Origin of the sequence: Bacillus sp. FJAT-26390, assembly GCF_001682865.1 — a bacterium.
In the GTDB taxonomy this organism is placed as follows: domain Bacteria; phylum Bacillota; class Bacilli; order Paenibacillales; family Paenibacillaceae; genus Pristimantibacillus.
This window is the reverse complement of record NZ_MAQX01000011.1, coordinates 961,422-974,710: the sequence shown is the minus strand read 5'-3', so window position 1 is coordinate 974,710 and position 13,289 is coordinate 961,422. Positions and strand designations below refer to the sequence as shown.

At 51.6% G+C, this 13,289-nt stretch carries 9 protein-coding genes; all 9 read left to right on the top strand.

What is annotated here, in order from left to right; genetic code table 11:
* Positions 1 to 486: 486 nt before the first annotated feature.
* The 9 genes from A7975_RS15965 to A7975_RS15925 all read left to right on the top strand — a co-directional run bounded on the left by A7975_RS15965 (position 487) and on the right by A7975_RS15925 (position 13,250).
* Positions 487 to 1,908 (top strand): ABC transporter substrate-binding protein, encoded by a 1,422-nt coding sequence (locus A7975_RS15965; RefSeq protein ID WP_053372433.1) that lies wholly within the window; start codon positions 487 to 489, stop codon positions 1,906 to 1,908.
* A 171-nt stretch (positions 1,909 to 2,079) separates the two neighbouring features.
* Positions 2,080 to 5,079, top strand: a complete 3,000-nt coding sequence (locus A7975_RS15960; protein WP_065385724.1) for an extracellular solute-binding protein — start codon at positions 2,080 to 2,082, stop codon at positions 5,077 to 5,079.
* A 2-nt stretch (positions 5,080 to 5,081) separates the two neighbouring features.
* Positions 5,082 to 6,041 (top strand): carbohydrate ABC transporter permease, encoded by a 960-nt coding sequence (locus tag A7975_RS15955; protein WP_065385924.1) that lies wholly within the window; start codon positions 5,082 to 5,084, stop codon positions 6,039 to 6,041.
* Positions 6,042 to 6,047: 6 nt separating this feature from the next.
* Positions 6,048 to 6,908: a carbohydrate ABC transporter permease gene (locus A7975_RS15950; protein ID WP_053372431.1), complete on the top strand. Its 861-nt coding sequence runs from the start codon at positions 6,048 to 6,050 to the stop codon at positions 6,906 to 6,908.
* A 13-nt stretch (positions 6,909 to 6,921) separates the two neighbouring features.
* Positions 6,922 to 8,421: an NHL repeat-containing protein gene (locus A7975_RS15945; protein ID WP_065385723.1), complete on the top strand. Its 1,500-nt coding sequence runs from the start codon at positions 6,922 to 6,924 to the stop codon at positions 8,419 to 8,421.
* On the top strand, positions 8,405 to 9,022 hold the full coding sequence (locus tag A7975_RS15940; RefSeq protein WP_065385722.1) for a YIP1 family protein: 618 nt from the start codon (positions 8,405 to 8,407) through the stop codon (positions 9,020 to 9,022). The genes A7975_RS15945 and A7975_RS15940 overlap by 17 nt, the downstream gene beginning before the upstream one ends.
* A gap of 9 nt (positions 9,023 to 9,031) precedes the next feature.
* Entirely contained in the window at positions 9,032 to 11,383 is a 2,352-nt protein-coding gene (locus A7975_RS15935; RefSeq protein WP_065385721.1) for a DUF5696 domain-containing protein, read from the top strand.
* A gap of 2 nt (positions 11,384 to 11,385) precedes the next feature.
* On the top strand, positions 11,386 to 12,264 hold the full coding sequence (locus tag A7975_RS15930; RefSeq protein ID WP_053372427.1) for a carbohydrate ABC transporter permease: 879 nt from the start codon (positions 11,386 to 11,388) through the stop codon (positions 12,262 to 12,264).
* Positions 12,265 to 12,269: 5 nt separating this feature from the next.
* Positions 12,270 to 13,250: a carbohydrate ABC transporter permease gene (locus tag A7975_RS15925; RefSeq protein ID WP_053372426.1), complete on the top strand. Its 981-nt coding sequence runs from the start codon at positions 12,270 to 12,272 to the stop codon at positions 13,248 to 13,250.
* Positions 13,251 to 13,289 lie beyond the last annotated feature (39 nt).

Sequence of the window (13,289 nt, the reverse complement as noted above, 5' to 3'; positions counted from 1 at the left end):
AATTGAAAGAAACCCAAATTAGGGCTTGAAAACCTAAAAATCCATGTTAAACTAATCATGTAATAAAACTATTAATTGATTAATATATTAGTTAATTCTTGTGGAGGTGAAGCGAAAACCGAATAAAGTTAAGGTTATTATGAGGGTCTAAGCTCATGGCCGACTTTACGGTTAACAAAATGATTAAAAGATAAGCATGCAAATTAGCTGTACGCATTGGCTGCTTATCCTTAGAAGCAAAACGGCCGTTTTACAGGCAGTAAGCCGTTTGCGTTTTATGCTGCTGATCATTAAAGGGAGTCATAACAGCATGTAAGACAAAAAGAAAGTTTCAGTGCTTCATCTAAGCGGTTAGGTCCGATTAACAAATGTGTTAAACGTAGTGATTGCACCCGTCACGGCAAACAGTGAAAGGTACTAATGACTATATCGTTTAAGAGATTAAATGTAAACGCTTTATTTAAAAATGCGAGGGAGGATTTTTAGATGAAAAAGGTTGCAAGCACTTTCATTTTTATGTTGGCACTTATCATGCTTATTACGGCTTGCTCAAGCGGAGCAGGTACAAACACCGTGAACAACGGCAAAGAAACGACGCCTGCGAATGCCGGGGGCAATAAGGAAACCGCAACAAACGATGGCGGAGCCGAAAATGCCGAGCCGGATGACGGGACGGTCAAATCGGCCATCGATCCATCGATTTCCGGTGAAGTGACGTTCTGGACATTCCTTGACAACAAAGAGAAGGACGCTGCGCTTCAAAAGGCGTTCAACGAGGCGTATCCGAACATTAAGCTGAAAACGATTTTTGTGCCGTTTGCTGATTTGCACGATAAGCTGCAAACGACGCTCGCGGCAGGCAAAGGCGCACCGGATGTGGCGCTTGTCGAGCAAGGCCAATTTACGCGCTACAGCACAGGAAACGTACTAGAGGATTTGCTTCAACCGCAATATGACGCCGGCAAATATCAAAGCCTAGTGTCGGAGTACAACTGGAACCGCTGGTCTTCCATCGACGGCAGCAAATTGCTTGGCATGCCGTGGGATGTTACGCCAGCCGTCACGTATTACCGCGCAGATATTTTTGAAGAGCTTGGCTTGCCCTCTGATCCCGTAGAGCTTGGCGAGTACATTCAAGATCCAGACAATTTCTTCACGCTTGCCCAAACCTTGAAAGCAAACGGCAAGTATTCGATGGAATGGCGCGATTCACCGGTTCACTGGTTAGGCGATTCGCTTGGCTACTTCGACAGCGAAATGAACTGGGTTCGAAACACCGATGAATTCGTGAAATTCCTTGATATTTCGAAGCAGGTCAACCAGCTCAAGATTGCTCCGCATGACGGCATTTACAGCGATAAAGGCAAGCAGCGCGTGAAAAAAGGCGAGTCTCCGATGTATGTAGCGGGAACTTATGGCGCGCGCGACCTCGAAATCAACTTCCCGGATCAAAAAGGCAAATGGAAAGCTACGACTATGCCATTTGGCTTGAATGTAGGCATGGGCGGCTCGACCTTCGTTATTCCTTCGCAAAGCGGCAACAAAGATGCGGCATGGGCATTCGTAGAGTTCATTACGACCTCAGAAGCGGCATGGAAGCTCTGGATCGAGCAATCCGTCCAACCGGACTACAAGCATATTACGAGCCAAGAATGGTACCTTGCGCATACGAATCCTTATCTCGGCGATCAAGAGGATTACAAGTTCTACAATGAGCTTGCAAGCTTGATTCCGGTGAGACGCTTCACGCGCCTTGACGGTTTGGCGTGGCCGCTATGGGTAGAAGGCGTGCTCGCTGCGCTTGATAAAAATATCGACTCGAAAACAGCCATTCAGCAAACGCAAGAAAACATCGAGAACAAGCTGAAGGCGGAGAAGGAAAAACTGCTCAAAGAGCTTCAGCAGTAGCTGGCTGCGTCAACGATCGCTTCTGCTCGGGCCGAATCATCCTTCCTCATCAAGGATGATTCGGCATTTTAATGCAAAAAACAAATTCTAACTTTCATCGCGAAACGATAGCTGCGCCACCTGAGGATGACGTCAGCCGTTTACGCTAGTATGGCAAGGGGGTGCTCCTTGGTGATTCGTTGGCTAAGCAAGTATAAAGTAACATTGATTGTCATTGCCGCATTGCTCTGTTTCTTCTTATGGTGGAACAATTCAAGAGGCTACAACGATGATGCAATGGCTGGCATTGCACTGGAAGCAGGAATCGATGAATCGTCCATTTTGGAAGGTGAAGACGCCAGCAGCAAGCTGGAGCCGTCTTTTAATAAATATGTAGACAGCTGGAACGAGCAGGGCGCGGCGGATACTTCGGATTACAGCGTCACGCTTTCTTCCGCTGATTATTTGGCGATCAGCGAATCGGGAACTCGGATGGTATCCGGGCTCGGCGATCTAGCGGGCGAAACACTCGCGCTAATCGATGAGGACAGCTGGGCGGATTATGCCTTTGAGGTGCCGCAGGATGGCTATTATCAAATGGGCATGAGCTATTATGCGATGGAGGGCAAGCGCTCATCCATCGTGCGGAGCGTGCAAATCGATGGCAAATATCCGTTCTACCAAGCAAAAAAACTGGAATTCCAGCGGATGTGGAAGGAAGCCGGCGAGCCTTGGTTCGATAATCAAGGCAATGAATTCAACCCGCGCAGGGAAGAGGCGGCGGGCTGGCAATACCGCGATTTCCGCGATGCGGAGGGCAAGACGTACGAGCCGTTCCGTTTCTATTTGACGAAGGGCAAGCATACGCTTCGCCTTCAAGCGGTTCGCGAGCCTGCGGCAATCGGGCAAATCGATATTTATTCGCCAAAGCATGTGCGGGCTTACGCCGAGGTCGCTGGCGAGTACGAGCAGAAGGGGTACAAGAAAACGGCAGGCCAGCTCATTAAAGTGCAAGCCGAGCTGTCAACCTTGAAGTCCGATCCGACGCTGAAGCGCATCGAGGACCGTGAACCGGCTACGGAGCCGTTCAAAAAGGATTCGATCGTGCTTAATACGTTCGGCGGCGCGAGCTGGCGGACAGGCGGGCAGTGGGCGGAATGGGAAGTTGAGGTGCCGGAGAGCGGCTTGTACGAAATCGGCGCCCGGTATGGACAATGGTTCCTGAACGGCATGCCGACGCAGCGTACCGTTACGATTGACGGCGAGCTTCCTTTTAAAGAAATGAACGAAATCTCTTTCCCTTATAAGTCGGAGTTCCAAATTTCAAAATTTGGCGGCGATAGCCAGAGCAAAGAGCCTTATCTCTATTATCTAGAGAAGGGCAAGCATACGATTCGAATGGAAGTGCAGGTCGGGGCGCTTGGGCGGATGCTTGAAACGGTTACCGACACGACCCGCAAAATGTCGCTGCTCGGCCGTGAGGTTATCCAAGTAACGGGAACAAATCCCGATCCGAACGGCGACTGGCGCTTGGAGCAAAATATTGCAAACCTAGTGCCGCGCCTGCAGCTCATGGCAAAAAGCTTCGATGAGACGATCAAAGGTCTGTACGCGCTTGGCGTTGATGAAGGCAGCTCGGAGGTCAGCACGCTCTACGAGGCGCGCGATGTGCTCCTGAGCATGTCTAAAGAAACGACATCGATTCCTGGCCGGATGCTGCAATTCAATGATTTGCAGGCTTCGCTTGGCACATGGGTGAACGGGCTAAGCAAGCAAAGCCTGCTGCTCGATTATCTGATCATCAAATCGCCAGATACCGCTTGGCCGACTCCGGCTGCGGGGTGGCTGGCTAGAACAGGCACGATGGTTTACGACTTCACGAGCTCCTTTACGAAAAATTACGGTGGCATCGGCAACGTGTATGAAGACGAGAAGGTGCTGGACGTCTGGGTAGCCAGAGGCCGCGATTGGGTCGATATCATCAAGCAAATGATTGATGAGGACTTTACGACGGAGACGGGCATTAAGGTCAACGTCAACGTGATCCCGGCGCAGCAAATGCAGGTGCTGCTGCTTGCGAGCACGGCCGGTCTTGCGCCGGATGTCGCGCTTGGCGTCGAGGGCGAAATTCCGATCGACTACGCGGTTCGTAACGGGCTGGTCAACTTGGAGGAATACGACGATTACGACGAGGTAGCCGCCCGCTTCAGGCCGGGCGCGCTTATTCCTTACAAGTATAACGGCGGCAGCTACGCTCTTCCGGAAAATCAAAACTTCAATATGCTGTTCTACCGCAAGGACATTATGCAGCAGCTAGGCATCAAAGAGGATCAAATTCCGGAAACGTGGCAGGAAGTGATGGATCTCATTCCGATTTTGCAGCAAAACGGGATGGACTTCTTCTACCCGCATGCCCCGAACAACCCGGCGCTTGCGATCAATGAATTCGCGCCGTTCCTGTTCCAGCAAAACAGCGAGTTCTACCGGGAAGACGGCAAATACTCGAACCTTGATTCGCCTGAGGCGATGGAGGCTTTCAAGCTGTGGACGGGACTATTCACCAACTTTAAAATTTCGAAGCAGGCCGATTTCTATAACCGTTTCCGCTCCGGTGAAATGCCGATCGGGGTGGCGGATTACTCGACGTACGTGCTGCTCTCGACAGCGGCGCCGGAGCTTACCGGCTGGTGGGGCATGAAGCCAATGCCAGGCATCAAGCAAGAGGACGGACAAATTAACCGTTCAACCGGAGGTCTCGCACAAACGGGCATGATTTTCAAAGACACCGATATGAAGGACCAATCTTGGGCGTTTCTGAAATGGTGGACCAGTGCCGATACGCAGGAAAGATTCGGCTCCGAGCTCGAAGCGCTGCTTGGCGTTGAGGCGCGCTGGAATACCGCTAATATCGAGGCTCTGCAGCGCATGCCATGGCAGTCCTCCGATATTGACGCGATTCTCGAGCAGTGGGAATGGTTCAAGGAGCGCGAGGTTGTGATTGGCGGTTACTACACGACAAGGCATATCGCGAATATTTGGAACCAAATTGTATTGAACGGCAAAATACCGCGTGAAGCGGTGGAGGAAGGCGTTAAGGAAATCGATAAGGAATTGCGCAAGAAGCGCGAGGAGTTTGGCTTAAACGACGAATCTACCGATCAGGCAGCTTCAAAAGGAGGCGACAGTCCGTGAAAATGAACACAGAACCGGCGGTAACCGCGGCTGCACCGGCAGCGGAGCGCCTCCGCAAGCAAGGCAAGTTGTCCTTGCTGTGGCAGGAAATGAAGAGAAACAGGGTATCGTACCTGTTTCTCGCCCCGTTTCTCATCCTGTTCACGCTGTTTACGATTGTACCGGTCGTGACATCGGTAGTGCTGAGCTTCACGTACTACAACATTTTGGAGGCGCCTAGATTTATCGGCCTGTCCAATTACAGGCTCTTATTCGTCGACGACGACATCTTCCTGAAAGCGATTGGCATCACGCTGAAGTTCGCGTTCATTACGGGGCCGGTCGGATACGTAATGGCGTTTCTGCTGGCTTGGCTCATTAGCCAAATCCCGCAAAAATACCGCTTTTTCTATACATTGTGTTATTACACGCCTTCGATTACGAGCGCAACGGCGATGTCGGTCGTATGGCTTTATCTGTTCGCGGGCGACCGCAAGGGCTTGCTTAACTACTTTGCATCCAAGCTTGGCATTATCGACGAGCCTTATTTATTTTTGCAAAATATTCATTCAATCGTTCCCGTCATCATTATCGTCTCGCTTTGGATGTCCATGGGGGTAGGCTTCCTGGCCTTTCTAGCCGGACTTCAAAACGTGCCCAAGGATCTGTATGAAGCGGGCGAAATCGACGGAATCAAGTATAGGTGGCAGCAGCTTATCTACATTACGGTTCCTTCGGTTAAGCCGCAATTGCTGTTCGGAGCGGTACTTCAAGTCGTTAGCTCACTAACCGTATTCGACGTCAGCGTGCAGCTCGTCGGATTGCCGAGTCCGCTTTATGCGGGCCATACGATTTTGACGCATTTATTCGATTACGCCTTTATCAAATTTGAGATGGGTTACGCAGCGGCGATAGCGGTTGTGCTGTTCGTCATGATGATTGGACTCAACCGTCTCATATTCAAATGGCTAGGAAAGGACTGAACCGATATGACTGGCGCAGTGAAAGGCAGGAAGGATTGGGGCGGCTTTTTCCTCTATCTATTTCTAACGTTGTTCGGTCTCTTGATGCTTGCACCGCTCGTTTACATGGTGTCTACCGCCTTTAAACCAACAAGCGAGCTGTTCCTGTTTCCGCCGCGATTTTTCGTGAACAACCCGACGCTGATCAATTTTCGCGATCTATTGCTCATCACGGGAACTACGAGCGTTCCATTTTCAAGATTTATATTTAACAGCCTGCTGATCAGCTCCTGCATCGTTGGCTTCGGCATCATCGTGTCGGCGATGGCGGCTTATCCGCTGGCGAAGCACAACATGCCGTTCCGCAGCGCGATTTTTAACATGGTCGTGCTTGCGATCATGTTCTCGCCGATGGTCGTGCAAATCCCGCAATATTTGCTCATTAGCAAAATCGGCCTGATTAATACGTACTGGGCGATGATTTTGCCATACTTGGCCGCTCCGATCGGGATGTTCCTGATGACGCAGTTTTTGCGCCAAATACCGGACGCCTTGCTTGAGGCGGCGCGCATGGACGGCGCTTCCGAGTGGAAGGTGTTCTGGGTTGTCGTCATGCCGATGCTGAAGCCGGCGATCGCCACCTTTGCCTTATTCAGCTTTATATCCGCTTGGAACGATCCATATCCGGCGATGGTGTATACGACCGATCAGGATATGAAATCACTGCCGCTGGCCATCCAGACATTAAGCGGCGGCTACGGCGTCGTCGCGCGTGTCGGTACGCTCGCTGCCGCCAGCTTATTGATGATTGTGCCGACGATTATCGTCTTTATCGTCACGCAGCGGCTGGTGCTGCAAACGATGGCGCATTCAGGTCTGAAAGAGTAGGAGGACAACCGGGATGAAGCAGGTTACGATATTCCGATTCGTTGTCAGTACGGCTGTCGCTTTACTGATGCTGGTTACGGCTTTGCCGGTTCAAACGTTCGCGGCCTCCCCTTATGAGGGATATACGAGGAATAAGCTAGGCCAAGACGTTCACTCGATTAACGGGTACATGTACGAGAGCTCGATTGACGGCTACAATCTGGCATCGGGTCCGTTTAATGCGCCGGAGGATATTTTTCTCGCTGATAATGGAACGATTTACGTGGTCGACACCGGAAATAGCCGGATCGTCCACTTGGATACGAATCATGAGGTGCTGAGCATCATCGGCGATGCGGAAGGGGACGGCATGCTAAACGAGCCAAAGGGCGTTTACGTGAAGCAGGATGGAACCGTCTATGTCGCGGATACCAAAAACCAACGAATCGCTATTTTTGATCCAAACGGCAAATTCATCAAGCAGTTCGGCAAGCCGGAAAGCCCGCTGCTGGGGGCGACCTTCTCGTATTCCCCGTCGAAGCTGCTTGTCGACAAGCGGAACTATATGTTCGTCGTGAGTGACGGCAATACGCAGGGGCTTATCCAAATTGATCCGAACGGTCAGTTCAAGGGCTTCTACGGCGCGAACCATGTTGGCTTCAGCTGGAGCAGGCTGTTCGTTAAGCTTGTCGCGACCGATGAGCAGAAGGCGAAGCTGTCTGTCGTGAAGCCGCTGGAGTTCTCGAATGCCGTGCAGGATGCCGAAGGCTTTATTTATACGTCGACGCTTGGAACGGAAATGAATCAATTGAAGCGGCTGTCGCCCGTAGGGGTCGACACGCTCAATGTTGTTCCTAAGAGGTACGGTGGACGATTAGAGGCTGGCCCGTTCGAGGTGCCTTCGTTTCTTGACCTTGCCGTAGACAAGGACGGCGTCATTACCGCGCTTGATCTGCAATCCAGCAAGGTGTACCAGTACGATAAGCTTGGCAATTTCTTGTTCGTGTTCGGCGGCCTCGGAGACCAGAACGGCTTGTTCATCACGCCGTCCAGCCTTGCGCAGTCGCAGGACGGCACCGTCTACGTGGTAGACAAAGGGCGCAACCGGATCGACTTGTTCCGAACGACGCCGTTTGCCGATCTCGTGCATAACGCGTCGCGGTTATTTGTAGACGGGCGGTATAAGGAGGCAGAGGGGATGTGGAACGAGGTGCTGCATTTGAATGCCAACTTCGACCTCGCCTATCTCGCGATTGGCAAATCGCTTTACAAAGCGGAAAACTACAAGGATGCGATGACGTATTTCGAGCTGGCAAGATCACGGTTCGATTATTCGGTCGCGTTCAAGGAATACCGGAAGGAATATGTTAGAGAGCATTTTGCTTGGATATGTCTAGCCATCATTGTCCTTATCATCGCTCTGCGGTACGTTATGCCTTTCCTATGGCGAAGGGTGTCCGCCATGCTGGCAGCCCGCAATACGGCTAGAGCCGTTCACATGAAGGGAGGGGTGCAGCATGATCGCAACCTTTAAAATGATGCGGCAAGTGCTCGTGCACCCGATCGACTTTTACCACGACATCCAGGAGCCGGGCCGCATTAAATGGGGGCAGGCGCTGTTTATCGTCGCGCTTGCTTATGTCGCAAGGATGATTGCGATTCTAATTACGGGCTACGCCTTCGAGACGAGAGAAAACTATGAGGTGTCACTCGTGCATGAGCTGATCTGGATCGTCGTGCCTTGGCTGACTTGGACGGTGTCCAATTGGGGCGTAAGCGCGATTCTTGAGGGCGAAGGAAAGTTCAAGGAAGTGTTCGTCGGCAGCGCGTTCGCGCTGGTGCCTTATGCGATCTTTATCATCCCGATCACGCTGCTCACGAATGTTTTGGCTCTGGATGAAAGCGGTATTTATTCGTTTTTGATCAATTTCACGATTTATTGGGCGGGCTGGCTGCTTCTGCTGAAGGTAAGGATCGTTCACGATTTTGAGCTGGTCAAAATGATCTGGATTACGGTGCTTAGCATCGTTGGCATCTTGATTATCTGGTTTATCGGCATCCTGATGTTTGGCCTGGTCAATCAGCTCATTAACTTTGTCGTAGACATGTTCAAAGAAATAAACTTCCGGAGGTAGGTGTACGAGATGAGGAAACAACGGAAATGGCTTGGTATCGCGGTGCTGCTGCTCGTTGTCAGCATATTCCCTCACTTCGGGACCGCGGAAGATAAGCTTCAGGTGCAAGCGGAAGCGGAAGCCGGCAAAGGCGAAGCTGCATCGCAGGAGACCACTGCGGATGCGGAGGCGGATACGCCCGTTGCTGAAGAAGCGCCGGCGGCTGCGGCTGCGACGGACACTGCGGTGCCTGCTGCCACGGGCGAAGTGAAGCTTTATCCCGTATCGGCTAAGAAGCAGATCGCAGAGAACGCCGGCTTTAAAATGTACATCGATGAGAAGACAGGAAATGTGCGCCTCGTGGATAAGCGAACAGGCAAGGAGTGGCTCGGCACACCGCAGCTGCCTCGAACGACGATGCCTAACAACAAGAAGTTTATGGATGCGGCCGTGCACGTGAAATATACGGAGGGCTCGGATACCGTTCAAACGTATTTGACGAAGGAAAAGGAAAATAAGCTGAAAATCGAGACGATCGACGGCGGAGCGAAGGTAACCTTCCAATTCGTAAAGGAAGAGCTTGAGTTTGCGATAGAGTACCGCCTCGTCGAGAACGGCTTCGAGCTTACCGTTCCCGAGGCTTCGATTAAAGAAGCAGGCAAAGCGAAATTCGTCAGTATCGAGCCGCTGCCTTTCTGGAATGCAGCTGCGGATACCGAGGAAGGCGCGATTTTCCTGCCGGACGGCTCAGGGGCGCTCATGAAATACAGCGCGAAGCATCCGCAATATTTTGCCGGCTATTCGGAAACGATTTACGGAGCGGACCCGGCTTACGTGACGCAGTCGCATGAGAACATCGACCAAATGTGGAGACAGAAGCTTGCTCCGAAAGAGATGGTCGCGCTGCCGGTATTCGGCAATTACCGAAACGAAGTTGGCTCTTTGGGTATCGTAACGAAGGGCCAGTATGATGCGAAAATCAATGGCACGCCTTCCGGCATCCGCGCAATCTCCTATTACCGGACGTCAGCGGAGTTTATCTACCGGTGGAGCGACGTTATTTTTATCGGAACATCAGGGGAAATACCGTTCTTCCAAGGCGATTGGATCAAAGGCGATCGGCAGACGCGTTATGTTCTGCTGCAGGATCAGGAAGCGGATTATGTCGGGTTGGCGCAGGCATACGGCAAATATTTGCAGCAAGAGCAAGGCGTGAAGCCGGTGGAGCAAACGGCGGTTCCCGTAAAGGTGAAGCTGCTTGGCGGCATTTTGCGCGATGAGGTGCTTGGCAGTACGTTTATTTCCATGACAACTTTCGATCAAGCGCGTGAAATCATTGATGCATTCCAGCAAAAAGGGATAACGAACCTCGAGCTGACGTTCTCCGGCTGGTCGGAAGACGGCTTGTACGGCGATCAGCCCGACCACTTCCCTGTCGAGAAGAAGCTTGGCGGGGCGAAGGACCTTAAGGATCTGGCTGCCTATGCGGCGAACAAAGGGGTATCGCTTTATTTGGAAGCGAATTACGCGCGCGCCTTCTCCGAGAGCGACGGCATGAAAAAAGCGAAAGACGCGATTCGCGGCATGGACCGCGAGGTCGCGCCAAGCACCGATTATTTCGTAGGCAGCAGATGGAACGACGACAGCAGGCTCTACTATTGGATGAAGCCGGAGCGGGTTATCAGCAAACATCTGGATAAAGAGCTGAAGGATTATGCGAAGCTGGGCATTGCCGGCGTTCATCTTGCTTATTGGGGAGATACGCTTTATTCGGATATCGATCCGAAGTCGCAAACTTCGCGCGGCGAGACGGCAGCCGCTTGGGTGAAGGCAACCGACGCAATTCGTGAAGCAACCGGCGGTACGTCCGTCGATTACGGCTTTGCTTATATGCTCGGACACATTGACGGCATCAGCGGGGCGCCGCTCGATTCCAGCCACTTTATCTACAATGACGAGACGGTTCCTTTTTATCAGATTGCGGTGCGCGGCCTGGTTCCTTATTCGGCTAATGCGATTAATCTGCGCAATGACGCGCAGAACGAGCTGCTTCGGAGCGTGGAATACGGTGCGCTGCCAAGCCTTGAGCTGACGTATGAGCCAACGACGAAGCTGCAGCGAACGCTGGAAGATCGCCTTTGGAGCTCGCAATATACGACGTGGCTCGATGACGCCGCCGAGCAATATAAGGAGCTTGAGCAAATCTATCAAGCGATCTCGAATCAGCCGATTGCGGATCATGAGAAGCTGAGCAGCAGCGTGTATAGAACGACATATGCGAATGGCACGAAGGTCTTCGTCAATTACGGCGGAGCTCCGGCAACAATTGAAGGCAATTCAGTTCCAGCGGCAGGTTATCTCATGCAGAACGGAGGGAAATGAGCATGGGCAAAAAATTAGGACTCTCGATGAGGGGCCGCCACATCTTTGAGGGCTATTCGTTCATTTCCATATGGATCATCGGCTTCTTGCTGTTCATGGTCATTCCGCTCGGCAAGTCGCTATACTACTCGCTTAACAATCTGGAAGTGACGAAGGAAGGCTTGAGGGCTTCTTATGCCGGCTTAACCCATTACCGCGCTGCTTTCACGACGGACATCGATTTTGTTCCGCTGCTGCAAGCGACGCTGACCACGATGCTCTCGCAGGTGCCGCTCATTCTTATATTTGCGATGTTCAGCGCGCTGCTGCTTAACCGCCAATTTCGCGGGCGCACGCTGTTTCGCGGCATCTTCTTCCTGCCGGTCATTATCGCGTCAGGCGCGATTTTAAGAGAATTGCTGGAGCAGGGCGCGGCCCAGCTCCCGATCTTTTATCAATACGATCTGTACAGCAAGCTGAATGCGTTTATTCCGGACAGCATTCTTGATCCGCTTCTGCAATATGCAGATTCATTAACTCTCGTTATGTGGGACTCGGGCGTGCAAATCTTGATTTTCATAGCTGGCTTGCAGACGATTTCTCCCGCGCTATATGAAGCTGCCAAATGCGATGGAGCGACGAAATGGGAGAGCTTCTGGAAAATCACGTTCCCGATGATTATGCCGATGATGTTCGTAAATACGCTGTACAGCGTCGTGAACTCATTCACCAAAACGGATAATCAAATTATGAATCACATTATGAACAACGTATTCAAAACAAATAATTACGCTTATGGCTCTGCCATGGGCTGGATTTACTTTATTGTCATTTCGGTTGTGCTGGCGGTCGTGTTTTTCATTTTCCGCAAAAGCTTGTCAGCGACCGAAGGTAGGGGGTAGAAGGCATGAGTTCACCAAGTGTGACCGAAAAATATGCGGGTCTTCAAGGCAAAGCGGAAGCGGTCTGGAAGATTACGTGGATGAAGCGCGGGCGCGGCATAATCGGAACGTTCTTCTACTATTTAGTTATTCTCAGCTTGGCGTTCGTATTCGTCTATCCGCTGCTGTACATGGTATCCAAATCGCTCATGCGGCCGGAGGATGTTGCGGATGCGACGATTCAATGGATTCCGAAGCAGTTCAGCTTAACGAATTACTCGATTGCGCTTAAGGCGATTAATTTCTGGCCCGGACTATTGAACAGCACGATCATATCATTCGGGAGCGCGATTTTGCAGGTCATCAGCTGCTCGATAGTCGGCTACGGCTTCGCGCGTTACCGCTTCCCTGGGCAAGCGCTGTTTCTGGCGATGGTGGTGTTCACGTTTCTAGTGCCGCCGCAGACGATCGTCGTGCCGCTGTTTACCTTTTTCCTTGATCTAGGCTGGGTAAATACGCATTTGCCGTTCGTTGTGCCGGCGCTGCTTGGTCACGGATTAAAAGGCTCTTTGTTCGTGCTAATCTTTATTCAATTTTACCGCACCCTTCCGAACGTGCTCGAGGAGGCGGCGAGAATCGATGGCGCAGGCGCATTCCGCACGTATTGGATGATTATGTTCCCGCTAGCCAAGCCGGCTATGCTGGTCGTCTTCTTGTTCTCGGTCGTTTGGCATTGGAATGACTTGTTCGAGCCTAACATGTATTTGCTCGTTCCAGAGTATTTCAACTTGGCGCAAAATATGGCCTTCTTCAACGGAAATGCGAATTTGGATCTTCAGCAGGCTTCAAGCTCGGTATCCGCAGGCACGCTTGGCATGGCGCCAACGCTGCAAAACCAAGTTATGGCGGGCGTAATGCTCACGATTTTGCCTGTGCTCATCCTATATATGTTCACGCAGCGCTACTTCGTGGAGAGCGTTGAACGTTCGGGTATCGCAGGCGAATAGCAAGATACGGCTGTTCAGCTATCGAAAAAGAGGTGCAAG

What these genes read in the sequence shown, in the direction of transcription:
- A7975_RS15965 (WP_053372433.1), top strand. Translation starts at nt 487, where the DNA reads ATGAAAAAGGTTGCAAGCACTTTCATTTTTATGTTGGCACTTATCATG.
- A7975_RS15955 (WP_065385924.1), top strand. Translation starts at nt 5,082, where the DNA reads ATGAACACAGAACCGGCGGTAACCGCGGCTGCACCGGCAGCGGAGCGC.
- A7975_RS15950 (WP_053372431.1), top strand. Translation starts at nt 6,048, where the DNA reads ATGACTGGCGCAGTGAAAGGCAGGAAGGATTGGGGCGGCTTTTTCCTC.
- A7975_RS15945 (WP_065385723.1), top strand. Translation starts at nt 6,922, where the DNA reads ATGAAGCAGGTTACGATATTCCGATTCGTTGTCAGTACGGCTGTCGCT.
- A7975_RS15940 (WP_065385722.1), top strand. Translation starts at nt 8,405, where the DNA reads ATGATCGCAACCTTTAAAATGATGCGGCAAGTGCTCGTGCACCCGATC.
- A7975_RS15935 (WP_065385721.1), top strand. Translation starts at nt 9,032, where the DNA reads ATGAGGAAACAACGGAAATGGCTTGGTATCGCGGTGCTGCTGCTCGTT.
- A7975_RS15930 (WP_053372427.1), top strand. Translation starts at nt 11,386, where the DNA reads ATGGGCAAAAAATTAGGACTCTCGATGAGGGGCCGCCACATCTTTGAG.
- A7975_RS15925 (WP_053372426.1), top strand. Translation starts at nt 12,270, where the DNA reads ATGAGTTCACCAAGTGTGACCGAAAAATATGCGGGTCTTCAAGGCAAA.